The following is a 24,283-nucleotide window of genomic DNA, read 5'->3' on the forward strand; positions in this document are numbered from 1 at the left end:
GCGTCACCTCTGCGCAGGGCGGCCTCAATGGCTAGGCTGGCCCTGTGGAGTTTGATGCCTTGATCCTGGCCGGCGGGCGGTCGTCCCGCCTCGGTGGCGTGCCCAAGTCCCAGTTGGTGTACGACGGCGCCACCCTCCTGTCGCGGTCGCTCACGGCGGCTGCCGGCGCGGGCGCCGCCGTCGTAGTTGGCCCGGATCCCGGTGAACTGCCGGCGGGAGTCCTGACCTGCCGGGAGGAGCCAGCTTACGCGGGCCCCGCCGCGGCCATTGCCGCAGGCCTGGAGGCTTTGGGCCGTGCGCGCGGTCCGCTGAGGGCGGCGATGACGCTGGTCCTGGCCTGCGACATGCCCAAAGCGGATCAGGCGGTCGGCGCCCTGAGGACCGCCCTCGCGGACGACCGCCCCGGCCGCCCGGAGTCGGAGGGAGTCATGGCCGTCTCCCCGGACGGCCGCAAACAGCCACTCGCAGGCTTTTATAGCACGGCTGCGCTACAACGGTCCGTGGGCGAAATGGAAAAGAGCGGGGGGCTTGTGGGGGCATCAGTCTTCGCCCTCCTTGCTAGGCTTGACGTGCGGACTGTTACCGTCCCCGCCGGTGCCACGGACGACGTGGATACCTGGGACGATGCCACCGCGCTAGGGGTGTCCCGGCAGGGGTCGTGAGCCATCATTGGTGGGACTGTGCAGTGGCACCGCAACTGAATTCTGAGTTTGGAGGCAACAGTGAAAAGCCAGGACGAAACGCTGGAGGACTGGTGCCGGGCGCTGCTGCAGGCCTTCGAGCTGGAGGACGTCGAGGTGGACGTCAATGAAGTACTCGCGCTGGCAGGTGTTGCGGCCCACTCCGTCGTGCGGCCTGCGGCGCCGCTGACCACGTTCATCGCCGGCTTCGCGGCGGGTATGGCGACCGGCTCGGGGCAGGCCCCGGATGCGGTTTCCATGCAGGCCGCCCTGGGCGTGGCGCGGGCGCTTGCAATGGACTATGCAGCAGTGGATACGGCTGTCGGCGCGCCGCACACCGCGGACGTGTCCGACCCCGTCCGGACCGATCCTGCCTCCGGACTGTCCACCAACAGCGGGAACTCCGGCGCATGACGGCTGCGCCGCCGGACGGCGGTGACGCCGTCAGCGACGTTCCTGACTACGGGGAAACCTCCCACCGCACCGGAGCCGAGGCGCCCGGAGCTTCCGCAGACGGATCCCACGATGCCGGCCCGGCAGGGGCCGTCGATGCCGGGCACACCCATGTGGCGCACACCTGGCAGGAGGCCAGGCAGCTGTCTTTCGATTGCGCCACACCCATCCCGCCCGGGCCGGTGCCGCTGAAGAACGCGCTGGGCCGGACCCTTGCTGCGGATATTACGGCGCTTCAGGACATGCCGCACTACGCTTCCTCGGCCATGGACGGCTGGGCGGTCAACGGGACAGGACCATGGATTTTGGCCGAACCCGGCCAGAGGCTGGCGCCGCACCAGGCAAGCCCCATTGTCACGGGCGGGCTCATGCCCCCCGGCGCGAAGGCTGTGCTCCGCAGCGAAAGCGGCGTGATGGCTACGGATGACGAAGGGCTCCCAGTGCTGGCCCTTGGCGGCGCAGCCAGGCCCGGTGAACCGAAGAACGGCCAGCATATCCGGAAAGCAGGCGAGGAAGCAGCTGCCGGTGACGTCCTGGTCAAGAGCGGTGCCGTCCTTAACCCGGCGCACCTGGCCCTCGCCGCGCTGGCGGGCCACGACTCGCTCCAGGTTCAAGGGAAACCGGTGGTCAGGATCCTGCTGACGGGCTCCGAGGTGGTCGCCGCGGGCCTGCCCGCGCCGGGCAAGGTGCGCGACACCTTTGGCCCGCAGCTTGGAGCGGTGGTGGGGATGCTGGGCGGCATCTTCGCCGGGCAGGAGAAGATCGGCGACGCCTACGACGAGTGGCTTGCTGCCTTGGAAGACGACGGGCCGGAACCCGGCGGGCCGGAGGAAGGCACCGGACCCGTTCACGGCTCGGTGCTGCCGAAGGAGGCAGGGGAGGCGGCCGCGGAAGAGGCACCTGCCGACGTCGTCATCACCACCGGCGGAACCGGCCAGTCCGGGACCGACCACCTCCGCCGTGCAGTCGCGGATCTGGGCGGGCGCCTGTTGATCGACGGCATCGCAATGCGCCCGGGGCACCCGGCCGTCCTCGCTGAGCTTCCGGACGGCCGCTTCATCCTTGGCCTGCCAGGCAATCCGCTGGCCGCAATGATGGCACTCTGCACGGTGGGCGCGCCGCTGCTGGCTGCCTTGGGCCATGGAAGCTTCCCGCCGGTCAGTGAGGTGCCCTGCGGAGCGATGATCGAGGCTGATCCGGGCCGGACCCGGCTGATGCCCTTCAGGCTGTTGTACGGCATGGCATCGCCTGCGCGGCATACGGGACCCGGCATGATGCGCGGACTGGCGGCTGCCGACGGCGTCCTGGTTGTTCCGCCGCACGGCGTTCAGCTAGGGGAGCCGGTACCCGCGTTCGCGTTGCCCTGGGGCGCTCCGATCCAGGCGCCTGAACCTGCCGCCGCCAAGGCCAAGGCGGCTCACCGCAAGCCCCCGCGGAAGCCGGCGGCTGCGGACGGGCCGGTGGACTGGAGCGCCCTGCTCGGCTAAAGCGGCCCCGGCTGGTGAAGGTGGTCCCGGCTTGCAATGATGGTCATATCCCGCACTCTAAGGAGCACATCGTGGCCCGCATGACGCAACGCCGCAAAATCCACAGGTTCGTCCTGGACGGCTCGCCCCAGTCCCTCGAATTTCCCGTGCGGCACCGGGAGGATGTCCTGGCTGTGGAGGAACCGCTGGAAATACGGCTGGATTCCCTTCCGTTTACCGTCACCATGCGCACGCCCGGCGACGATTTTGACCTCGTGGCCGGTTTCCTGGTCTCCGAGGGCATCATCTGGAACCCCGAGCAGCTCATCTCCCTGCGGTTCTGCGCGGGCGAGGACGAGAACGGCGTTCAGACCTTCAACGTCGTGGAAGCGCAGCTCAGGCCGGACGTCGTCCGCCCTGACAGGGGGCGCAACATCTTCACGTCAAGCTCGTGCGGCATCTGCGGGACTGATTCAATCGACGCCGTCCGCAAGTCGTCGCATTTCAGCCCCGCGGCGGATCCGCTGACTGTGCCCGTGGAGACCCTGTCCGGGCTCCCGGACAAACTCCGTGCGGCACAGGCCGTCTTTGACGCCACCGGGGGTGTCCATGCGGCGGGTCTCTTTAGAATCACTGACGACGGCGGCGCGGAGCTGCTGTGCCTGCGCGAGGACGTGGGACGCCACAATGCCGTGGACAAGGTGGTTGGCTGGGCGCTGCGCGAACGGAGGCTGCCGCTGGCCGGGACAGTGCTGCAGGTCTCCGGCCGGGCCTCCTTCGAACTCGTCCAGAAGGCGGCGCTCGCCGGTATTCCGGTACTCGCCGCCGTCAGCGCCCCCTCCAGCCTGGCCGTTGAACTTGCTGATGCCAGCGGCATGACGCTGGCCGGCTTCAGCCGGGGTTCCACCCTCAACGTCTATGCCGGGGACCACCGCATCACTGCTCCCGCCCCGGTGCCGGGATAGGGCAAAAGTGCTTGGCTTATTGGACCCGGCACAGTAGATTTTATCCATCGAATGGACGCGCCGATCCGCTCCTTCGGCTGAGTTCAAGGGCTTGCGCATAAGCTGAAGCCAAAGTCCGGACGCATACCGCGAACCAGCTGTCAGCTTCCATACAACAGGCATTAAAGAGGACCACATTGCACGACGACCGCCGCATCACGGAAGTCCGTCTTGACCGCTTCATGCGCGAACGCGTGGACCCCGCGGTGTACGCCCGCAGCGTCCCGCTGAACCTCAGCAGCTGGGACGTTCCGGACGAGCCTGTTTCCGTCCTGGAAGCACTGCGCCACGACTTTGTCCCGCTGGAACACGGATCGGCGTGGGGCCACCCGTGGAGCACCAAATGGCTGAGGCTGCAGGGCGAGGTGCCCGACTCGTGGGGCACCGCTCCGGATACCGCGGTGGAGATCGTGGTGGACCTCGGGTTCACCCGGGAGCTCCCGGGCTTCCAGTGCGAGGGGATCGCGTGGCGGCCGGACGGCACCATCATCAAGGCCATCTCGCCGCGGAACCAGTACATTCCACTGAAGCTCCTCGGAAGCGGGATGGCAGTGGACTTCTACGTGGAGGCAGCCGCGAATCCTGACGTTGCCCAGGGGTGGACGTTCGCGGCCATGCCTTACGGCGACAAGGCAACAGCGGGACGCGATCCCAAGTACCGGCTGGGTGCCATGGCCATCGCCGAACTCAACCAGACCGTGTGGGAACTTCAGCAGGACGTCTGGACCCTCAGCGGACTCATGCATGAGCTCCCGACGGAACTGCCGCGCCGGCACGAGATCCTGCGGGCCCTGGAACGGATGCTTGACGTCATGGATCCGGATGATGTTCCCGGCACCGCGGCGGCAGGCCGTGCAGAACTGGCTGAAGTTCTCTCCCGTCCGGCGTATGCCTCGGCCCATCAGCTGGTTGCCACGGGTCACGCGCACATCGACTCGGCCTGGCTGTGGCCTGTGCGGGAAACCATCCGCAAGTGCGCCCGCACGTTCTCGAATGTCGTTGCCCTCATGGACGAGTTCCCCGACTTCATCTTCTCCTGCTCGTCCGCGCAGCAGTTCGCCTGGATGAAGGAGTTCTACCCGGAGCTCTTCGGCCGTATCCGCGAGAAGGTCAAGGCCGGGCAATTCGTGCCCGTGGGCGGCATGTGGGTGGAATCCGATACCAACATGCCGGGCGGCGAGGCCATGGCCCGGCAGTTCATCGAAGGCAAGAAGTTCTTCCTCGACGAGTTCGGGGTGGAATGCCGGGAAGCCTGGCTGCCCGACTCCTTCGGCTACTCCGCCGCCTTGCCACAGATCGTTAAGGCTGCCGGCAGCAAGTGGTTCCTGACCCAGAAGATATCCTGGAACCAGGTCAACCGGATGCCGCACCACACCTTCAACTGGGAGGGAATCGACGGCACCCGGCTGTTCACCCACTTCCCGCCCGTGGACACCTACAACTCGGAGCTAAGCGGCCGGGAACTGGCGCACGCGGAACGGAACTACCGGGACCACGGCCGCGGGACTGTCTCCCTGGTCCCGTTCGGCTACGGCGACGGCGGCGGCGGACCGACCCGGGAGATGATCGCCGCAGCCCACCGCACTGCCGACCTCGAGGGGTCCCCGAGGGTCCGGATCGGAACGGCAGCGAACTTCTTCACCCAGGCGCAGGCCGAATACACGTCCCTGCCCGTGTGGGTGGGGGAGATGTACCTGGAACTGCACCGCGGAACCTACACCAGCCAGGCGAAGACCAAACGGGGCAACCGGCGCAGCGAGCACCTGCTCCGGGAAGCCGAACTCTGGTGTGCCACGGCATCAGTCCGCACCGCCGGCGGATTCGCGTACCCGGCCGCCGAGCTGAAGCGCCTGTGGCAACTCGTCCTGCTTCAGCAGTTCCACGATATCCTGCCCGGCAGTTCCATTGCCTGGGTCCATCAGGACGCAGAGCGGAACTATGCGGCCATCTCGGATGCCCTGGAAGCCATCATTGCGGGCGCCGCACGCGCCATGCTCGGTGAGGGCAGCCGCGAGTTCCTGCTCAACGCGGCGCCGCACGAACGCAGCGGCGTGCCCGCGCTGGCTGCCGCAGAACCGGTCCGCAGCGACCACCCGGTAGCGGTCACTGAAGCCGGCGGGGGATACATCCTGGACAACGGCGTCATCAGGGCCGTGCTGGACTCCAACGGACTCCTGACGTCCCTGATCGACCACGCAAGCGGGCGCGATGCGATTGCCCCGGGCCGGTTCGGGAACCATCTGGAACTCCACCGCGATACGCCCAACGAATGGGACGCGTGGGATATTGACGAGTTCTACCGCCGCAACGTGACCTCACTGACCGACGCGCGTTCGGTGACACTCGAGCGGGGAGGCTGGGACGCCGTCGTGGTGGTGGAACGGCTGGCCGGATCATCCGCGATCACCCAGCGGATTTCACTGGAGGCGGGTTCCGGGTCCCTGGGCATCCTGACCTCCGTGGATTGGCAGGAACGCGAAAAGCTGCTCAAGATCGGCTTCCCCCTGGACGTGCGCGCAGACCGCTCAGCGTCGGAGACGCAGTTCGGGCATGTCTTCCGGCCCACGCACACCAACACGTCCTGGGAAGCGGCCAAGTTCGAAATCTGCGCCCACCGCTGGATCCACGTGGCGGAGCCGGGTTACGGTGTGGCGGTCACCAATGCCTCCAGCTACGGACACGATGTCACCCGCAGCGTGCGGGACGACGGCGGCACCACCACTACGGTCCGCACGTCACTGCTGCGCGCACCCAAGTACCCGGACCCCGACGCCGACCGCGGACGGCACGAGCTATTGGTCAGCATCCGGCCCGGAGCGGCCATCGCCGACGCCGTGGAGGAAGGCTACCGCACCAACCTCGCACCCCGCGTAGTCAAGGGGGCCACAGCTGTCAGCCCGCTGTTCACGGTGTTCAACCAGGGGATCGTGGTGGAGGCGGTGAAGCTGGCGGAGGACGGTTCCGGTGACGTCATTGTGCGTCTCTATGAATCTTTGGGGGAGCGCTCCGAGGGCATGGTGACGGCTAACTTCGACACCAGCGACGTGCGGGTGGTGGACCTGCTGGAACGTCCGGTGGAGGGGCAGGGCGTTGAACCGGGCCGTGATTCCGCACAGCTGACGCTGCGCCCGTTCCAGCTGGTCACCCTGCGGTTTGCCCGCTGAGGCCCAGCCGCTGAGGCTGTCCGACCGTTGAATAGGCTGAGTGGGGGCGGTCCCCAACGGCCCGCCACCACTCATCCCCCCAATAGCGTTCAGTAGACGCGCGGCGCCGCACGGATTGTCCCCGTTCGCGAGCCTCGGCATCCACTTTCACACATTCATGATTCTCTCACGTTCTAATGATTATGTGAAAGCGCTAAGCCTACTTTGCAGTAGATGGGCTCCGCGCGGGCGGCCGCGTTGCCCGGATCCGTGCAAGCCAGATGGCGGCAAGGCCCAGGACGAAGCAGAGGGCGGCTCCGTAGTTGATGATGAACCTCAGGGGCCACTGCGGCGGGATAAAGGGGAAGAGCAGGCTCAGGGTCAGGGATACGCCGCCGATGGCCAACAGGAGGGCACCCGCCCGGACCAGCGCCGGCAGCCTGCTGGCGGCCGCCTTCACCATGGCGGGGAGCAGAACCAGGGAGACGTAGGCCGGGTAGGCCCGGCCGGCGGCGCCGTAATACTCGACCAGCGCGGCATTCCGGGCACTGCGCCCGGAGACGGCCGAAAGCCCGGCCGAGGACCCGGACGAATCCATCATTAGGAAAAAGGCGACCATGACGGCGGCGATGACGCCAAAGACCAGGATTCCCGGCAGTCCCAGGAGCCAGCGTCGCGAGCCGTGGACGCCGAACGCCTTGATGAAACGCAGCCCAACGAAAAAGATGACGGCGAAGATCACGAAGCGCAAGATGAGGTTGGTGACGTTGGTACCGCCGAGCAGCCGGTCGATCGCCACGTACGGGCCATCAATGCTGAGGAGGATCGCGAGGGTGGCCAGCACGAAAATGTAGAAGAGCGACCTGTTCTCACCCCTGACGGCACTTGGAATGCGGGCCACCGCGGCGGCGCCACAAATCGCCAGGGTGGACCATTGCAGGATCTCGATCATCCGAGGTTCTCCCAGATTGTCTTGGTTTGTTCGTGGTCTTGTTCCTGGCGCTTGAGGGTTTTTCCCAGTGCCTGGAGCCTTTCGCCCGCGAGCGCGGCGAGTTCGCCGTCAGTTAAGGCGTCCAGGGCCGCCTGCCTCGCTCCGGGTGGCCATCCGGCTTCCGCTTCGGTGATCATCCCGGTGGCTACCAGGCCGCCCGTCAGCCCCACCCCGGCTTCCCGGGACGTGGCGAGGGCCAGTTCCGGAGTCAACCGGTTTGCGGTCAGCTGCGCGGAGTAGTTCTGCGGGGCGATCCCGGTTGCTGTGGAAACCCGGTGCCGCAGCTCGCCGTCGTCAATCGCATCCACCCAGTTCTTCACTGAGGTTGCATGCGGTGCCGGGGTCAGCGGCGGGGCGTGCTCCGGTGCATCCGTTCCACCCCTGCCCGCAGCTCCGGCGGAGCGGGCAATGACTGCTTTCAGCAGATCCATCGTGGCGATCTGGCTGACCAGCTCCGCGGCGCTGGGAAGCATCGGGCTTGCGGCCAGCTCGCTGTAGTTCTCGAAAGTGGCCAGTGCCGCTACGGGGTTGATGTTGAAGGCCCGGCTGATGCTGACAACGGTGCTTTCGGCCACTTTTCCACGGACCAGCTGCTGCGCCAGGGTGGTCCGCTTGACCCCGGAGATTCTGCAGATGTCGGCAGTGCTCGCTTGGGGCGCGATTCCGTGGAGCCAGCGTTGGAACGCCTTGGCGGGGAGTGGCATAGATGGCTTTCTGCAGGATGGGGCGGGCGGATGTCACCGGTCGATTTTACGGCGGGGGGTATATGAACTATGCTAAATGGTCGAACCCGTTGGTCCGTACACCCCCCAAGTCCGGACCAGCGGGTTCTTCCATGCCCGGCGGGATTCCAGGCGGTTTTGGGCCGCAGTGAGAGGATGGACTAATGACTGCAACCCTTGTTGCCAAAGACCTTTCGGGCGGTCACGACCACCGCACACTCTTCTCAAATCTTTCCCTCACAGTGGCCCCTGGCGACGTTGTGGGCGTCGTCGGCGCTAACGGCGCCGGCAAATCCACCCTGCTCCGCCTGCTCGCCGGTGTGGACCAGCCCCTGGCAGGCTCGGTAAGCCTGGCCCCGTCGGACGCCTTCGTTGGCTGGCTGCCGCAGGAACACGAACGCATCCCGGGCGAAACCGTGGCGGACTACGTGGCGCGCCGGACCGGCTGTGCCCAGGCAACGGCGGACATGGAGTCCACGGCTGAGGCCCTCGGTTCGGGCGCCCCGGGCGCCGACGACGCCTATTCCCTGGCATTCGACCGCTGGATGGCCTCCGGCGCGGCGGACCTTGACGAGCGGGTTGCACCGGTCCTTGCCGACCTGGGGCTGGACGTGGGTCCGGAGGCGCTCATGACAGGCCTGTCCGGCGGGCAGGCCGCGCGCGTGGCACTGGCGGCCCTGCTGCTGAGCCGCTTCGACGTGGTGCTCCTCGACGAGCCCACCAACGACCTGGACCTCAACGGGCTGGCCAAACTCGAGTCATTCGTGCAGGGCCTCCGCGGGGGCGTGGTCCTGGTGTCCCACGACCGTGAATTCCTGGCCCGCTGTGTCACCACCATCGTTGAACTGGACCTTGCACAGAACTCCGTTGCAGTCTATGACGGCGGCTACGAGGCATTCCTGGAGGAACGCGCCGTGGCGCGCCGCCACGCCCGTGAGCGCTACGAAGAGTACGCCTCCACCAAGGCGGACCTGGTCTCCCGGGCCAGGACGCAGCGCGAGTGGAGCTCCCAGGGTGTGCGCAACGCCATGAAGAAGAGCCCGGACAATGACAAGATCCGCCGTGCGGCCTCCACCGAATCATCGGAAAAGCAGGCCCAGAAGGTGCGGCAAATGGAATCCCGGATCGCGCGGCTCGATGAAGTCGAGGAACCCCGCAAGGAGTGGCAGCTGCAGTTCAGCATCGGCCAGGCGCCGCGGTCCAGCGCGGTGGTGGCAACCCTGCGCGACGCCGTCGTACACCAGGGCGACTTCACCCTGGGGCCGGTGAACCTGCAGCTCAACGCCGGAGAGCGGATCGGCATCACGGGCCCCAACGGGGCCGGTAAGTCGACGCTGCTCCGGCTCCTGCTGGGGATCCGGCAGCCTGATTCCGGCAATGCGGCCATGGGCGCCTCAGTGGCCGTGGGCGAGATCGACCAGGCCCGCGGCCTGCTGGCCGGGCATCTCACGCTGGGTGACGCCGTCGAGGCCGTCCTGACCGAGCTGACCCCGGCGGAAGTCCGTACCCTGCTGGCCAAATTCGGCCTCAAGGCGGACCACACCTCGCGCCCTGTCGACTCGCTGTCCCCGGGCGAGCGGACCCGCGCGGCGCTGGCGCTCCTGCAGGCGCGCGGGGTGAACCTGCTGGTCCTGGATGAGCCCACCAACCACCTGGACCTGCCCGCTATCGAGCAGCTCGAGGAAGCACTGGAAAGCTACGACGGCGCGCTGCTCCTGGTCACCCACGACCGGCGACTGCTGGAAAACGTGCGCCTGGACGTCCGCTGGAACGTCGAGGACGGCGTGGTGACCGAACAGCACGCCGGCGCAACAACGCCGCACGGCGGCACGGACCGAGTCAACGAACGAACCACGAAAGGCCAGTCACGATGAGCATGGACCGGGTAGCGTGGAGCTCCCTTTACAACATCACGCGGGCCTCCAGCGGTTCCAAGCCGTTCTCCAAGGCCACGCTGAAGCGCGTGTTCGGCTTCGCCCGGCCGCACCGGCGCAAGCTGATCGCCTTCGTACTGCTGTCCATCGCCATGGCTGTCCTTGCCGTGGCCACCCCGGTGCTGGCCGGCCAAGTGGTGGACGCCATCATCGCCGGCGTGGGTGCCGACGTGGTGATCCGGCTGGCCGTGCTGATCGCCGTCGTGGCCGTGGCCGAGGCCGGACTGGGACTCGTGACGCGCTGGCTGTCCTCGACCATCGGTGAGGGCGTGATCGTGGACCTGCGCACCAAGGTGTTCGACCACGTCCAGAAAATGCCGATCGCTTTCTTCACCCGAACCCGGACCGGGGCCCTGGTCAGCCGGCTGAACAACGACGTGATCGGCGCCCAGTCCGCCTTCGCCGGAACACTGTCCGGCGTGGTGAGCAACGTGGTGGCTTTGGCACTGACCCTGGTGGTGATGCTGGGCAAGTCCTGGCTGGTGACCGTGCTGGCCATGGTCCTGCTGCCGATCTTCCTCATCCCGGCCCGCCGGATGGGCTCCAAGCTGGCAGACCTGCGGCGCGAGGCGGCCGAGCACAACGCCGCCATGGGCACGCAGATGACCGAACGCTTCTCTGCCCCCGGGGCCACCCTGGTCAAGCTCTTCGGCCGCCCCGATGAAGAGTCCCGCGAATTCGCCGTCCGTGCCGGCCGCGTGCGGGACATCGGCGTGCGGACCGCCATGCTCCAGTTCACCTTCGTCACGGCGCTGACGCTCGTCTCGGCGCTGGCCCTCGCCCTGGTCTACGGGCTGGGCGGCTTCCTGGCGCTGCAAGGGCAGCTGGCCGCGGGCGACGTCGTGGTGCTGGCACTGCTTCTGACGCGCCTCTATGCGCCGCTCACCGCGCTCTCGAACGCCCGGGTGGAGATCATGAGCGCCCTGGTCAGCTTCGAGCGGGTCTTCGAGATCCTCGACCTCAAGCCCCTGATCCAGCAGAAGCCCGACGCCGTGGAGGTGCCCCCGGGACCCGTCTCGGTGGAGTTCGACGACGTCCGCTTCGCCTACCCCTCAGCGGACAAAGTGTCACTCGCTTCGCTCGAGGACGTGTCCACCCTGGATACCCGCGGCGGCGAGGAAGTGCTGCACGGCATCAGCTTCCGGGTGGAACCCGGCCAGACCGTGGCCCTGGTCGGCTCCTCCGGCGCCGGCAAGTCCACCATCGCCCAGCTGCTGTCACGGCTGTACGACGTCGATTCCGGCGCCGTGCGCCTCGGCGGCAGCCTGCCCGGCACGGGCCTGGACGTCCGTGACACCACGTTCGATTCGATGCGGGCCACGCTGGGCATGGTGACCCAGGACGGCCACCTTTTCCACGAATCCATCGCGTCCAACCTGCGGCTGGCCCGTCCGGACGCCACCGAGGAGGACATGTGGGACGTGCTGCGCAGGGCACGGCTCGAGTACATGATCCGGTCCCTGCCGGACGGCCTCAACACCGTGGTGGGGGAGCGCGGCTACCGGCTCTCCGGCGGTGAACGCCAGCGACTCACGATTGCCCGGCTCCTGATTGCGCAGCCCCGCGTCGTGATCCTGGACGAGGCCACCGCAGCCCTCGACTCCACCAATGAGGCGGCCGTGCAGGCTGCGCTGGGGGCTGCGCTCGAGGGCCGCACGGCCCTCGTCATCGCCCACCGGCTGTCCACCGTGCGCGCCGCGGACATGATCCTGGTGGTGGAGGACGGCACCATCGTGGAGCGCGGTACCCACACCGAACTGCTCGCGGCTGAAGGCCGCTACGCGGAGCTCTACCGCACGCAGTTCGCGGAAGCCAGTGCAGTGGTGGAAGAAGCCGTTCCGGAGTTCTAATCCGGCGCTTAGGCGCGGACGCCCGGCGCTATGCCCGGTCCGCTGCGAGGGCGGGCAGGATGTGGTCCGTGAGCAGCGGTGCGAGGTCCGCCGGCAGGTCGCCGGCGAGGTCGAGCCAGCGGATTTCGGCTATCTCCGCGGACGGGTGCGCGCTCCAGGTGCCCGGAGCGGCGAAAACCGTTGCCTCGATGTCCGTGGCTGCCTCGTTGGCGGCGTCGGCAAGCCACACGCCCATGAGCCGGAGGTCTTCCGGCGCCACGGCGATGCCCACCTCTTCGAGGAGTTCACGCGAGGCGGCCTGGGCTGCGGTTTCGCCGGGTTCGGGTTTGCCGCCCGGGTGCATGAACTTGTCCGTGCCGCGCTTGCGGACGGTCAGCAGGCGGCCGGCCTGGTCATAGACGCAGACGGCGGACACAACAATGCGGTCTTTCACGGCTCCGACCCTAGCCCATCGGCGGCTGGCCGAGCCGTTTCCGGCGCCTTGGTGTGCGGCCCGTCGATGCGCGGCGCATCCGTGCCCGGACCGAGCCGCTGCAGCACCGATTCCAGGAGCAGGTCCTTCCTGGGCCCCTGGACATCCCAGGAATAGCTGAATTCGTCGGGTCCGCGGAGGGCGTATGTCACCCGGTAGGTGTCCGGATCACACCAGTGGTTGTCCTGCCTGGCTGTTTCCCGGAAGCTCATCCGGTGGAAGGGACGCCCGTCGGGGAACGTCATGTCCATCGCGTCGGGGGAATCCGCAGGGTGCAGGAGATAGTCGCGGCTTGCAGGGCCGGTGAAAGTGCCGCCAGCCGGAGCAGGCCAGCGCATGGTGCCGTCTTCGTGGAAGGCAAGGCCGCCGTCGTCGTCCTCCGCGGAAAAGCGGGCGACGCCGGTGAACGTGCCCCGCGCGCCGGAGCTGCGGTCCCACAGGGTGCGGTCCACGGACCAGCTGCCCAGCAGGTAGGACCGCAGATCGAAATCCTGCGCAGAGTTCTGCGCTGCATCCTGCGGCTGGAAGTTCAAGTGCCCTCGATTGGAATCGAACCAACGACACCGGCTTTAGGAGAGCCGTGCTCTATCCACTGAGCTACGAGGGCGGGCGTCCGAAGCGGTTGGCACAGGCCGTCCTGTTCGGGCACGGATACAAGCATACAAGGTGCCGGCCCGTACTACGCTCTTGGCATGACTGCAGCAACACCAGCAACTTCCTACCGGGCCGGATTCCTTCCAGAGATTGCCTCCGCGCGGGAGTATTTCGGGGCGTGGGCCAAGCTGAGCGTGTTGCAGTATTTCGTGGCTGAAGCGGCCGTGATCGCGGCGTGGGCGGGGCCCAGGCCCTATGACCGCCGGACCGGCTACATCAGCGATCTTGGTGCCATCCATTGCGCGGTCTACGAGGGCCGTGACGTGTGCTCGCCCCTGCACACGGTGATGAATGCCTCGTTCGTCGTGCAAGGCCTGGGCATGCTGGTGGGGGCGCTGCTCCTCAGCTCTGCGCTCCTGTGCGTGGCAGCCAGGCCCGGCGTGAGGCTTGCCGTCGGTCCCGGCCACCGCGTCCCGTGGTTCACCGCCCTCGCGGCCAAGGTCCTTACCTTCACCGCGGGAACCGGGACAATCATCGTGGGTGTGGTGCCCGAAGACGCCGGATGGTTTGCCGTGCACCTGACCGGCGCCGTGATGTTCTTCCTGGGGGGAGCGCTGGCGCTCCTGATGTTGGGGTGGCTGTGGCTGCGGCAATCACCCCTGGCCTGGTTCATCCTCGCCTGCGGAGCTATTTCCCTCGGGGCGCTGGTGATCGGCGGGCTGACTGGCATGGATGTCCCGGAACCGGGCACGCTGGAACGCTTTATGGGTTACCCCGTCACCATTGGCCTGGCCACCGCGGGGCTGGTCATCGCCCAGCGCGTGCGCCATGAACTGAAGGCGCGAAAGGCTGCGCTGGCAGCCGCCCGGGCTACCGCGTCCGCGGCTTCCGGCCAATAACGACGGCGGCGCCGCCGGCCAGCAGGCTCAGCACGAGCAGGACCCAGCCGGCAACAGTGAGGCCGGATGCGAGGGCAACCTGGCCGGCGTCGGCCGTTGGCGCGGACATCATCGAATCAATGGCGGCATTTCCCCACAACCGCACGGCGGCGAAAAGGAGCGGGAGCACCCACAGCGCCCAGCGGAGCCCCTTCCGGGCCACGTTGGTCCCGATCAACAGCAGCCAGGTGAAGCTGAAAATCAGCGGAAACAAGGTGCCCGCCGTCTTGTGGAGGTAGTTGAGCTGGCCGCGCGCGTCGTCGTTCATGGCAGCCCTCAGCTGGTCCACGAAGCCCTGGTCAAAGCCGCCGACCAGCGAATCGGGCATGGGCAGGCCGCCCGAGAGCTGGGTGAGCTGGTTCAGCGTCAGCAAATGCAGGTACCAGAACAGGAAAAGGCTGGCCACAACGCCGGCAATGAGGATCAGGCTGCTGTTGTTCTGCGCCTTCTCCGGGGTTCGCCCGGTGGTGGGGTTGATCACCGGCGGCAGATGGTGCTGGGGAACGGACGCCTTGGCGCCGTGCTTCTTGATCCGCTGTGCTGGTGTCTTGGCCATGTGTTCATTATCGCTGGTCCAGTGCACGCTGCTGTTCCCGGATCCTGTCCCTAGCCTGTCCTTGGCGCCTGTCCTTGGCCTGCGGCCCCGGATAGGCTGGACGCGTGACGGAACTGGGAAGACACAAACTTGGCAGGCACAGTGCGGCGGAACTCAACGCGGGCCTGGACGACTACCAGCTGGCCGAAGCGCTGGTCAGGGAAGCAGGCATGCTGGCGCTGATGATGCGCCAGGGCGGCCTGGAAGGGCAGCAAAAAACGTCCGTTTCCGACGTGGTCACGGCCGCCGACCATGCCGCTGAAGACTATGTGCTGGAACAGCTGCGCCGCTGCCGGCCGGACGACGGCATCCTGGGGGAGGAAGGCGCCTCCGTAAAGGGGAACAGCGGCCGGACCTGGGTGATCGACCCCGTGGACGGCACCTACAACTTCCTGCACGGCTCCACGTACTGGTGCTCCGCGCTCGCCCTCAAGGACACCGCCGGCACGGTCCTGGGCGCCATTTTCCAGCCCGAAGAGGACAAGCTCTGGCTTGGCGGAACCACCCGGCCCGCAACCCTCAACGGTGAACGGCTCAGCTCCTTCCAGGACGACGGCGGAGCCCGGACCCTTACACCGCTGGCTGATCAGGGCGCCGCAACGTACATCCACCCGTCCTGGCTCGCTGACCCGCTGTGCGCCATGCCCTGGCATGCCGCGGCCACGGGCGCGGCGGCGCTGCGGATGTTCGGGTCAGGGTCCTGCGACCTGGGCCGGGTGGCCGACGGCGAACTGGACTGCTGGTTCCAGCACAGCTGCCCCGAATGGGACTGGCTGCCCGGCAAGGCAATCGTGATCGCCGCCGGCGGCGCCGCCGAGACCGTCCGGGTCAACGGACTCGAGTGGTTCGTCGCGGGCGGCACGACGGCGGTCCGGCAGCTCCGCGCGGCCCTTGAATCGGGCTCGGTGGAGTAGCCACGGAAGTTAGTGTCGGCCCTACCGCCTAGACTTGTAGCACCATGGATATGTTGTTTGACCCGTATGCTGACGGACCGTTCAAGGCTGCCCCGCAAGCGGCAGCGCTCGCCACATCGCGCCCGGGGGCCGGCGAAGACACGGCGCGCCACTGGAACGGCGGGCCGGAATCCGAGGGGGAACGGGCACGTCCGAAGCTGCCCGGCGTGGACGAACTCCTGCAGGGCCTCAACCCCCAGCAGGAAGAAGCGGTCAAGCACACCGGCGGTGCGCTGCTCATCGTTGCCGGAGCCGGATCCGGAAAGACACGCGTGCTCAGCAACCGCATCGCGTACCTCATCGCCACGAGGAGAGCGCATCACGGCGAGATCCTGGCGATCACCTTCACCAACAAGGCCGCCGCGGAAATGCGGGAGCGCATCGAGGCGCTGGTGGGCGGCCGCGCCAAAATCATGTGGATTTCCACCTTCCACTCGTCCTGCGTGCGCATCCTCCGGCAGGAAGCCGCCAACGTCGGGCTGAAGTCCAATTTCTCCATCTATGACTCCGCGGACTCGCTCCGGCTGGTCACGCAGGTGTCCAAGAGCCTCGACCTGGATCCCAAGAAATTCGCACCTAAGGCCATCCAGCACAAGATCTCGGCGCTGAAGAACGAGCTCATCGACGCCGATTCCTACTCCTCCTCCGCCAACCACAACGATCCCTTCGAGTCTGCCGTGGCCGATGTCTTCAAGGGCTACACCCAGCGGCTGCGCCAGGCGAACGCCATGGACTTTGACGACCTCATTGCCGAAACCGTCTACATGTTCCGCGCGTTCCCGGCGCTCGCCGAATCGTACCGCCGGCGCTTCCGGCACGTGCTGGTGGACGAGTACCAGGACACCAACCACGCCCAGTACGCGCTGGTCCGTGAAATTGTGGGCGAAGGTCCCGGGGCCTCCGAGCTCACCGTGGTGGGTGACTCGGACCAGTCCATCTACGCGTTCCGCGGTGCAGACATCCGCAACATTGTCGAGTTCGAAAAGGACTACCCGAACGCCCGGACCATCAAGCTGGAACAGAACTACCGTTCCACCCAGAACATCCTGAGTGCCGCCAACTCGGTGATCTCCCGCAACCCCAACCGGCCGGAGAAACGGCTCTGGACCGCCGAGGGCGAAGGCCACAAAATCATCGGCTACGTGGGCGAGAACGAACACGACGAAGCCCAGTTCATCGCCAAGGAAATCGACAGGCTGCAGGACGAGGACAACCTCCGTCCCGGCGACGTCGCCATCTTCTACCGCACCAACGCCCAGTCGCGTTCGATCGAAGACGTGCTGGTGCGCGTGGGACTGCCTTACAAGGTGGTGGGGGGCACGCGGTTCTACGAGCGCAAGGAGATCAAGGACGCCCTTGCCTACCTGCGCGTGCTGGTAAACCCCGACGACGACGTCAACCTCCGCCGGGTGCTCAACGAGCCCAAGCGCGGCATCGGCGACCGCGCCGAGGGCGCCGTGGCAGCCCTGGCCGAACGCGAACGCACGTCGTTCATGGCCGCCGCCCGCCGGGCGGACCAGGCCCCGGGCATGGCAACCCGCTCGGTCAACGCAGTGCTGGGCTTCGTGAAACTCCTGGATGACCTCGCCGAGCTGGCCAGCGGTTCCGGTGCGGCGGCCGCCCTGGAAGCCGTCCTGGAGCAGACCGGCTACCTGGCCGGGCTGCGGTCCAGTACAGATCCCCAGGATGAGTCCCGCGTGGAGAACCTCGCTGAACTGGTCGCCGTCGTGCGTGAATACGAACAGGAGAACCCCGAAGGTTCCCTGGGCGCGTTCCTGGAGCAGGTGTCCCTCGTGGCGGACGCGGACCAGATCCCGGATGCCCCGGGCGCGGACATCGACGCCGCGGTGGCGGAAGCCAAACGGCTGGGGGTCGTCACGCTCATGACCCTCCACACGGCCAAGGGGCTGGAGTTCCCGGTGGTCTTCCTCACCGGGATGGAGCACGGCCTCTTCCCGCACCAGCGTTCGGCCACGGATCCCAAGGAACTCGCCGAGGAGCGCCGGCTGGCCTACGTGGGCCTGACCCGTGCCCGCAAGCGACTTTACGTAACTCGGTCGGAAGTCCGCAGCATGTGGGGCCAGAGCCAGTACAACCCGGCCAGCCAGTTCATCGAGGAAATCCCGGCCGAACTCGTGGAATGGCGTCGTGAAGGCACCAGCCGTCAGGTCAGCGGCTGGGGGAGCGGAGCCTCCATCGGGTCCAGCCGGTACGGCGGTTCGTTCTGGGGCGCCGGCACTGCCCGCGGCCAGGCCGCCAGCCCGTCCGCCGGCTTCAACGCCGACGTGCCGGCCGCCGTCGCGAAGAACCGCGTGCAACCGCAAAAGGAAGTGGTGGCCGTCAGCGTGGGGGACAAGGTCAACCACACAAGCTTCGGCAACGGCACGGTCCTGGCCGTTGAAGGCGCCGGCGACAAGACGGTCGCGAAGGTGAAGTTCAGCGTTGGCGAAAAGCGGCTATTGCTAAGGTACGCGCCGCTGACCAAACTGGACGCATAGCGCCGCAGTTTCGCGGCGCGGAGCCGCTCAAGCCCAGAGCGAGTCCGGGGGAACCATGAAGATCCTGTTCGCCAGCCAGGCCATTGACGGCCATTTCAATCCGATGACCGGCGTTGCCGTGCGGCTAAGGGAGCGCGGCCACGAGGTCGGCTGGTACACGGGTCCTGTCTATGAGGACAGACTGCGGAAGCTCGAGGTTCAGCACTTCCCGTTTCGCCGCGCCATTGAGCACCGGGGCGACAACCTGAACGAGCTGTATCCGGAACGCGCCCGGCTCAAAGGCCCCAGGGCCATCGGATTCGACGGTGAAAAGATCTTTGCCAGCAACATCAGCAACTTCTTCGAGGACATCCGGGAGCTCCACGGTGCCTTCCCTTTCGACGTGGCAGTGGTGGACAGCTCCATGTTCATCCAGCGGCTGGTTTCCCGGTTGATGAGCACGCCGGTGGTGACGTTCGTGGCGATTCCCAACATGGAAAGCGACCCCCTGGTGCCGCCGCTCTTCTTCGGTTTCAAGCCGTCCCGCAACCTGGCAGAGAAAGCCGCCCAGGCCGCGGCGGGGCTGCTGTCAGACAAGGTCATCCTCCGGCCGGCCAGCCAGAGCTACCGGCGGCAGCACGCGGCCTATGGCCAGGAGGTCCCCCGACGGGGACGGCTGACCGACGAACCGTACCGCTGCGCGGCTGCCGTCATCCAAACAGGCCCGGAGTCGCTGGACTTCCCGCGCCGGAACGTGAATCCGAAGGTCCACTACGTCGGCGCGCTCCTTCCGTACCGGGCGCCGGAGGCTGTCCATCCCGGGACGGACGGCGCCCGTTCAGCGGAGGCGGTGCCGGGCACAGACGGCGAATGGCCGCGGTCCTACCCGGCCACTATGGTGGTGACGCAGGGAACCGTGGACAACATAGACCAGAACAAGCTGATCGTCCCTGCGCTCGAAGCCGTGAAGGACATGGACGCGCTGGTGATCGTTGCCACCGGCGGCCGCGGCACCGAGGAATTGAAGGCCAGATATCCGCAGCCCAATGTCATCGTGCGCGACTACGTGGACTTCGCCAAAGTCTTCGAGTACACCGATGTGTTCATCAGCAACGGCGGTTTTGGCGGCGTGCAGCTGAGCCTGTCCAAGGGCGTTCCGCTGGTGGTGTCCGGCATCAACGAGGGCAAGAGCGACGTCAATGCCCGGGTGGAATACGCCGGCGTGGGCATCAGCCTGCGGACTGAGGCACCCAGGCCCGGCGACATAGCCCGGGCGGTGGCCGACGTCCTGGGGGATCCCGCCTGGAAGAGACGGGCGGCGCAGATGCGGGAGCAGTTTGACCAGGCGGACCCCGCCGAAGCGGCTGCCGCTGTCGTCGAAGGCGCAAGGCCTGCCGCCGGCTCCTAGCCGCTGCAGGCATAATGGAGCGCATGCGACGGACTGTACCGGGGATCCTGGCCGCCCTCATCCTGCTGGCCTGCACGTCGTGCACCATCACGCAGAAGGACCCGGACTACGTCCCGCCGCCGCCGCTTTCGGCACTGGAACAGCTCAAGCAGGCACCCGTGGCGGACGCCACTCCGTTCTCGGCGGGCAGCGACGTGCTCAGCTTCGTCACCGCCGATCACAGCGCCGTCTGTTCGCTGACCTCGGCACGCGGCGAGCACATCAACCTGCCCTACGAGCAGAACGCGTACAGCGACGCCGCCAACAACAAGCTGGCCATCGTCCCGGTAGCGCACTGCGAACTGGCCGTTTACCCCAAAGCCGAGGCCGCGGACGTGGCGGATGATTGCGCCGGCACGGGCCTGGGCTACCTCGGCGGCACCGCGTTGCTCACGCCGGAGAGGGCGAGTTACGGCGAATGCCGCTCCGGCGTCACGCAGATGGAGGCAGAATTCGGGCCCAGGGGCAGCAAGAACGGGCCGGTATCCCAGCTGCCCGTACTCGAAGACGGACAGAACCTCGAACGGAACGGCCTGCGATGCTCGGCCTATAACGGCGGCGTGGCCTGCGGAAACGTCTCGGCCGGCGTTGCCTTCTTCGTTTCGCGGGACCGTTACGAACTAATTTCCGCGGAGGGTGCAGACCCCTCCGCTACGCCGTCAGAGGCGCCAAAAACCCCGTAATCTAGGGGTTTTTCTACGCTCCATAGAATAGTGTCCTTACTCACATAACGGGTACTCTGGAACGGGCCGGTCCGCAGAAAGGACTAGAGTTCCGAGAGGAGCATTGCGCCGTGTGGCTCGTTTCCGAACCAGTCGCAGGGTGCGTTTATTCCGCAGCCCGGTAACCACGATTACGTGGGGTCCGGCTGTACAGAAACTACTTCGACGTAGAAGGACACTAAACCGTGGACCTGTTTGAATATCAGGCGCGCGATATGTTCGAGGCGCACGGTGTACCCGTGCTTGCTGGCATCGTGGCGCACACCCCTGAAGAAGCAAAGGCAGCTGCCGAGAAGATCGGCGGCGTAACTGTCGTCAAGGCACAGGTTAAGGTCGGTGGCCGCGGCAAGGCCGGCGGCGTTAAGGTCGCAAAGACCGCCGATGAGGCGCTGGAGCACTCCACCAACATCCTGGGCATGGACATCAAGGGCCACACGGTCAACAAGGTCATGATCGCCCAGGGCGCGGACATCGCCGAGGAATACTACTTCTCCGTCCTGCTGGACCGGGCCAACCGCAACTACCTGGCCATGTGCTCGGTTGAAGGCGGCATGGAAATCGAACAGCTCGCCGTCGAACGCCCCGACGCCCTCGCCAAGATCGCCATCGATCCCGCAGTGGGCATCGACCAGGCCAAGGCCGACGAAATCGTTGCCGCTGCCGGCTTCGCTGAGGAACTGCGCGGCAAAGTCGCCGCCGTCATCCTGAAGCTCTGGGACGTTTTCAAGAAGGAAGACGCCACCCTGGTGGAGGTCAACCCGCTGGTCAAGACCGGTGCCGGCGACATCGTCGCCCTTGACGGAAAGGTCTCGCTGGACGAGAACGCCGACTTCCGCCACCCCAAGCACGCTCACCTTGAAGACAAGGACGCTGCTGACCCGCTCGAGGCCAAGGCCAAGGCGCAGGACCTGAACTACGTCAAGCTGGACGGCGAAGTGGGCATCATCGGCAACGGCGCCGGCCTGGTCATGTCCACCCTGGACGTCGTTGCCTACGCCGGTGAAAACCACGGCAACGTCAAGCCGGCCAACTTCCTGGACATCGGCGGCGGAGCCTCCGCCGAGGTCATGGCAGCCGGCCTGGACGTCATCCTGGGCGACGAACAGGTCAAGTCCGTGTTCGTCAACGTCTTCGGCGGAATCACCGCCTGCGACGCCGTGGCCAAGGGCATCGTCGGAGCACTGGCCGAGCTGGGCCACTCCGCGAACAAGCCGCTGGTCGTCCGCCTCGACGGCAACAACGTCGAGGAAGGCCGCCGCATCCTGGCCGAGGCCAACCACCCGCTGGTTACCCTGGCCGCCACCATGGACGAGGGCGCCGACAAGGCTGCCGAGCTCGCCAACGCAGCTAAGTAAAGGGACGCACCATGTCTATCTATCTGAACAAGGACTCCAAGGTCATCGTCCAGGGCATCACCGGCGGCGAAGGCACCAAGCACACCGCCCTGATGCTCAAGGCCGGCACCAACATTGTGGGCGGCGTCAACGCCCGCAAGGCCGGCACCACGGTCCTGCACGGCGATAACGAAATCACCGTTTTCGGCACCGTCAAGGAAGCCATGGCCGAGACCGGGGCCGACGTCTCCATCGTCTTCGTCCCCCCGGCATTCACCAAGGACGCCGTTGTTGAAGCCATCGAGGCCGGCATCGGCCTGGTCGTCGTCATCACCGAAGGCGTGCCGGTCCAGGACTCCGCCGAGTTCTGGGCACTGGCCCAGTCCAAGGTTGACGCGAACGGCAAGCAGGTCACCCGCATCATCGGGCCGAACTGCCCCGGCATCATCACCCCGGGTGAGGCCCTCGTCGGCATCACCCCGGCCAACATCACCGGCAAGGGCCCCATCGGCCTCGTCTCCAAGTCAGGCACCCTGACCTACCAGATGATGTACGAACTGCGCGACCTCGGCTTCTCCACCGCCATCGGCATCGGCGGCGACCCCGTCATCGGCACCACGCACATCGACGCCCTCGAAGCGTTCGAAGCCGACCCCGAGACCAAGGCGATCGTGATGATCGGCGAAATCGGTGGCGACGCTGAAGAGCGTGCTGCGGACTACATCAAGGCGCACGTCACCAAGCCGGTCGTCGGCTACGTGGCAGGCTTCACCGCTCCGGAAGGCAAGACCATGGGCCACGCAGGCGCCATCGTCTCCGGTTCCGCGGGCACCGCTCAGGCCAAGAAGGAAGCCCTCGAGGCTGCCGGCGTGAAGGTCGGCAAGACGCCGTCCGAAACCGCCAAGCTGCTGCGCGAGGTTTACGCAGCCCTCTAGTTCGACCAAGCAGCGCGGGGTCACCTGCCGTCCTTACGGGACGGGGGGCGGCCCCGCGTTTTGCGTTTAATGACGACGACGGACGGCACCTCCCGGCGATGGGGGGACCGTCCGTCGTCGTACTTTTCTGCGGCCTAAACCTTCGCGCCGCTGAGGAGCTCGTCGAGCCGCTCGTAGCCCTCGGTCAACCCGCCTTCCATGCCGGACTGGGCCATGCCGTCGCGGGCCTCAAGGCTCGGATAGACAGAGTGGGCCGTCAGCCGGGTGCGTCCGCCGCCCAGATCCACGAAGGTCAGGAACTCGATGCTGACCACGTCCGGGTAGCCGTCGAATTCGAAGGTCTGGATGGCGAAGTCGTTCTCCCGGACAGTGTGGAAGACGCCGTTGAAGCCATAGCTTTCGCCGTCGGGTGCGATGTGCGTGTAGCGGTAGCTGCCGCCGGTGCGGAAGTCGTAGTGGTCCACGTCCATCTTCAACCGCCGCGGTCCAAGCCACTGGGCGACGAGTTCGGGCTCCTTATGGGCGCGGAAGACATCCGCCACGGGAAAGTCGAACTCCCGCTCGAAGTCGATGAAGGGCAGCCCCTCCGGAACGGAGACTTTCAGGGCGTTGGTCATGATGGGTCCTTTGCCTGTGCGCCGCGTGACGCGGCATTTGATTGGAGCACGGCGTCAAGGCTGCGGAACTGCCTCTCGTGGACCAGCCGGTACTGGTCGATCCAAGCGGTGAGTGCCTCCAGCCGTGCAGGGTTCAGGTGGACGGGCCGGCGCTGGGCGTCACGCGTGCGGGTGACCAGCTGTGCCTGCTCGAGGACCTGGATGTGCTTCGAGACCGCCTGTTTGGTGATCGCGAAGGGTTCCGCCAGTTCGTTTACGGTCGCCGGGCCCCGGCTGAGCCGGGAGATGATGCGGCGGCGGACCGGGTCGGCCAGGGCCAGGAAGGCCGCGTCGAGCTGTTCGTCGTCGCCGGTGTCCATGGCCTGCCAATCATCCGCCCTTTAGTCAATCAATGTCTTTATCAACCTTTTGGTTGTTTAAACATACTCCCGGTATGGAGCGGATGGCAAGGTCGTCTTTCACCGGCATCTTGAACTTCGGGAATGTACTTTGTTAGTATGACAGGACAAACTACTGAGGGAGCTAAAGTGCCGCTGGTACGAATTGATGTCAATCAGGGGCGCAGCCCCGAGGACCTGGGCCGGCTCAGCCGGGGGATCCACGATGCGATCCTGGCCGAGTACGGGATTCCGGAGCGCGACTATTTCCATGTCCTCACCGAACATCCCCGCGGGCAGATCTTTGCGCAGGATGCGGGACTCGGCTTTGAACGCACGCCGGATGTGGTGATGATCCAGATCTTCACTCAGGGCGGCCGGAGCCAAGAGGCGAAGCAGTCCCTCTTTGCAGCCATTGCCGCGAGGTTGGCGGAGCTGGGGGTGGCTGGTGAGGACGTGTTCATCGGGTATGTGGAAAACACTGCCGGCGACTGGTCGTTCGGCTTCGGGCGGGCCCAGTATGTTACCGGCGAGCTGGCGGTTCCACGGAAATAGCCCCCGCATGGGCCCGTTGAGCGT

General features: G+C 66.5%; 22 protein-coding genes and 1 tRNA gene. 15 read left to right on the top strand and 8 right to left on the bottom strand.

The window, feature by feature from the left end; all coding sequences use genetic code 11:
* Positions 1-44 precede the first annotated feature (44 nt).
* The 5 genes from mobA (at position 45) to AC1MDG_RS04145 (ending at position 6,767) form a co-directional block, all read left to right on the top strand.
* A complete protein-coding gene (gene mobA, locus AC1MDG_RS04125) occupies positions 45-662 on the top strand; it encodes a molybdenum cofactor guanylyltransferase (protein ID WP_479807758.1) in 618 nt (205 codons plus the stop codon).
* Between the two features lie 60 nt (positions 663-722).
* Positions 723-1,094: a DUF6457 domain-containing protein gene (locus AC1MDG_RS04130; RefSeq protein WP_479807760.1), complete on the top strand. Its 372-nt coding sequence runs from the start codon at positions 723-725 to the stop codon at positions 1,092-1,094.
* Positions 1,091-2,620, top strand: coding sequence for a molybdopterin molybdotransferase MoeA (locus AC1MDG_RS04135; protein ID WP_479807762.1), 1,530 nt, complete (start codon positions 1,091-1,093; stop codon positions 2,618-2,620). Before AC1MDG_RS04130 ends, AC1MDG_RS04135 begins: the two co-directional genes overlap by 4 nt.
* Positions 2,621-2,691: 71 nt before the next feature.
* Positions 2,692-3,564, top strand: coding sequence for a formate dehydrogenase accessory sulfurtransferase FdhD (gene fdhD / locus AC1MDG_RS04140; protein WP_043478505.1), 873 nt, complete (start codon positions 2,692-2,694; stop codon positions 3,562-3,564).
* A 176-nt stretch (positions 3,565-3,740) separates the two neighbouring features.
* The gene (locus AC1MDG_RS04145; protein ID WP_479807764.1) at positions 3,741-6,767 is read left to right on the top strand and encodes an alpha-mannosidase; all 3,027 of its coding nucleotides are present in this window, start codon (positions 3,741-3,743) and stop codon (positions 6,765-6,767) included.
* Between the two features lie 199 nt (positions 6,768-6,966).
* Here AC1MDG_RS04145 and AC1MDG_RS04150 read toward each other — a convergent pair whose 3' ends face one another.
* Both AC1MDG_RS04150 and AC1MDG_RS04155 read right to left on the bottom strand, forming a co-directional pair.
* On the bottom strand, positions 6,967-7,698 hold the full coding sequence (locus tag AC1MDG_RS04150) for a hypothetical protein (protein ID WP_479807766.1): 732 nt from the start codon (positions 7,696-7,698) through the stop codon (positions 6,967-6,969).
* Positions 7,695-8,441, bottom strand: a complete 747-nt coding sequence (locus tag AC1MDG_RS04155; RefSeq protein ID WP_479807768.1) for a hypothetical protein — start codon at positions 8,439-8,441, stop codon at positions 7,695-7,697. The genes AC1MDG_RS04150 and AC1MDG_RS04155 overlap by 4 nt, the downstream gene beginning before the upstream one ends.
* A 182-nt stretch (positions 8,442-8,623) precedes the next feature.
* Between AC1MDG_RS04155 and AC1MDG_RS04160 the strand changes: the two genes are divergently transcribed.
* Entirely contained in the window at positions 8,624-10,333 is a 1,710-nt protein-coding gene (locus AC1MDG_RS04160; RefSeq protein WP_479807770.1) for an ABC-F family ATP-binding cassette domain-containing protein, read from the top strand.
* Positions 10,330-12,243, top strand: a complete 1,914-nt coding sequence (locus AC1MDG_RS04165) for an ABC transporter ATP-binding protein (RefSeq protein WP_043478521.1) — start codon at positions 10,330-10,332, stop codon at positions 12,241-12,243. Before AC1MDG_RS04160 ends, AC1MDG_RS04165 begins: the two co-directional genes overlap by 4 nt.
* Before the next feature lie 28 nt (positions 12,244-12,271).
* On the opposite strand, the gene AC1MDG_RS04170 is transcribed toward AC1MDG_RS04165, so the two are convergent.
* From AC1MDG_RS04170 to AC1MDG_RS04180, 3 genes are all read right to left on the bottom strand, one after another.
* Positions 12,272-12,676, bottom strand: a complete 405-nt coding sequence (locus AC1MDG_RS04170) for an NUDIX hydrolase (RefSeq protein WP_043478524.1) — start codon at positions 12,674-12,676, stop codon at positions 12,272-12,274.
* Positions 12,673-13,248 (bottom strand): DUF6314 family protein, encoded by a 576-nt coding sequence (locus AC1MDG_RS04175; protein WP_479807773.1) that lies wholly within the window; start codon positions 13,246-13,248, stop codon positions 12,673-12,675. The genes AC1MDG_RS04170 and AC1MDG_RS04175 overlap by 4 nt, the downstream gene beginning before the upstream one ends.
* A gap of 1 nt (position 13,249) precedes the next feature.
* Positions 13,250-13,322, bottom strand: a tRNA-Arg gene (locus AC1MDG_RS04180).
* Positions 13,323-13,407: 85 nt separating this feature from the next.
* On the opposite strand from AC1MDG_RS04180, the gene AC1MDG_RS04185 reads away from it, so the two are divergent.
* Positions 13,408-14,208 carry a DUF998 domain-containing protein gene (locus AC1MDG_RS04185; RefSeq protein ID WP_479807775.1) on the top strand — a complete coding sequence of 267 codons (801 nt, stop codon included), beginning with the start codon at positions 13,408-13,410 and terminating at the stop codon, positions 14,206-14,208.
* On the opposite strand, the gene AC1MDG_RS04190 is transcribed toward AC1MDG_RS04185, so the two are convergent.
* Positions 14,180-14,803, bottom strand: coding sequence for a hypothetical protein (locus AC1MDG_RS04190; RefSeq protein ID WP_479807777.1), 624 nt, complete (start codon positions 14,801-14,803; stop codon positions 14,180-14,182). The genes AC1MDG_RS04185 and AC1MDG_RS04190 overlap by 29 nt on opposite strands.
* 104 nt (positions 14,804-14,907) lie before the next feature.
* Between AC1MDG_RS04190 and AC1MDG_RS04195 the strand changes: the two genes are divergently transcribed.
* The 6 genes from AC1MDG_RS04195 to sucD all read left to right on the top strand — a co-directional run bounded on the left by AC1MDG_RS04195 (position 14,908) and on the right by sucD (position 22,710).
* Positions 14,908-15,756 carry an inositol monophosphatase family protein gene (locus AC1MDG_RS04195; RefSeq protein WP_479807779.1) on the top strand — a complete coding sequence of 283 codons (849 nt, stop codon included), beginning with the start codon at positions 14,908-14,910 and terminating at the stop codon, positions 15,754-15,756.
* A gap of 44 nt (positions 15,757-15,800) precedes the next feature.
* Positions 15,801-18,293 (top strand): DNA helicase PcrA, encoded by a 2,493-nt coding sequence (pcrA, locus tag AC1MDG_RS04200; RefSeq protein WP_479807781.1) that lies wholly within the window; start codon positions 15,801-15,803, stop codon positions 18,291-18,293.
* Between the two features lie 55 nt (positions 18,294-18,348).
* Entirely contained in the window at positions 18,349-19,680 is a 1,332-nt protein-coding gene (locus AC1MDG_RS04205; protein ID WP_479807783.1) for a glycosyltransferase, read from the top strand.
* Positions 19,681-19,694: 14 nt separating this feature from the next.
* Positions 19,695-20,402, top strand: coding sequence for a hypothetical protein (locus AC1MDG_RS04210; RefSeq protein ID WP_479807785.1), 708 nt, complete (start codon positions 19,695-19,697; stop codon positions 20,400-20,402).
* Between the two features lie 224 nt (positions 20,403-20,626).
* Positions 20,627-21,796: an ADP-forming succinate--CoA ligase subunit beta gene (sucC, locus tag AC1MDG_RS04215; protein ID WP_043478540.1), complete on the top strand. Its 1,170-nt coding sequence runs from the start codon at positions 20,627-20,629 to the stop codon at positions 21,794-21,796.
* An 11-nt stretch (positions 21,797-21,807) separates the two neighbouring features.
* Entirely contained in the window at positions 21,808-22,710 is a 903-nt protein-coding gene (sucD, locus tag AC1MDG_RS04220; protein ID WP_043478543.1) for a succinate--CoA ligase subunit alpha, read from the top strand.
* Between the two features lie 134 nt (positions 22,711-22,844).
* Here sucD and AC1MDG_RS04225 read toward each other — a convergent pair whose 3' ends face one another.
* Positions 22,845-23,327 (bottom strand): SRPBCC family protein, encoded by a 483-nt coding sequence (locus tag AC1MDG_RS04225; protein ID WP_479807787.1) that lies wholly within the window; start codon positions 23,325-23,327, stop codon positions 22,845-22,847.
* Positions 23,324-23,686, bottom strand: a complete 363-nt coding sequence (locus AC1MDG_RS04230) for an ArsR/SmtB family transcription factor (protein WP_043478552.1) — start codon at positions 23,684-23,686, stop codon at positions 23,324-23,326. Before AC1MDG_RS04230 ends, AC1MDG_RS04225 begins: the two co-directional genes overlap by 4 nt.
* A 168-nt stretch (positions 23,687-23,854) precedes the next feature.
* Between AC1MDG_RS04230 and AC1MDG_RS04235 the strand changes: the two genes are divergently transcribed.
* Positions 23,855-24,259: a tautomerase family protein gene (locus AC1MDG_RS04235; protein ID WP_043478555.1), complete on the top strand. Its 405-nt coding sequence runs from the start codon at positions 23,855-23,857 to the stop codon at positions 24,257-24,259.
* Positions 24,260-24,283 lie beyond the last annotated feature (24 nt).

The sequence above is a fragment of the Arthrobacter sp. AIWTK1 genome, from assembly GCF_056680535.1.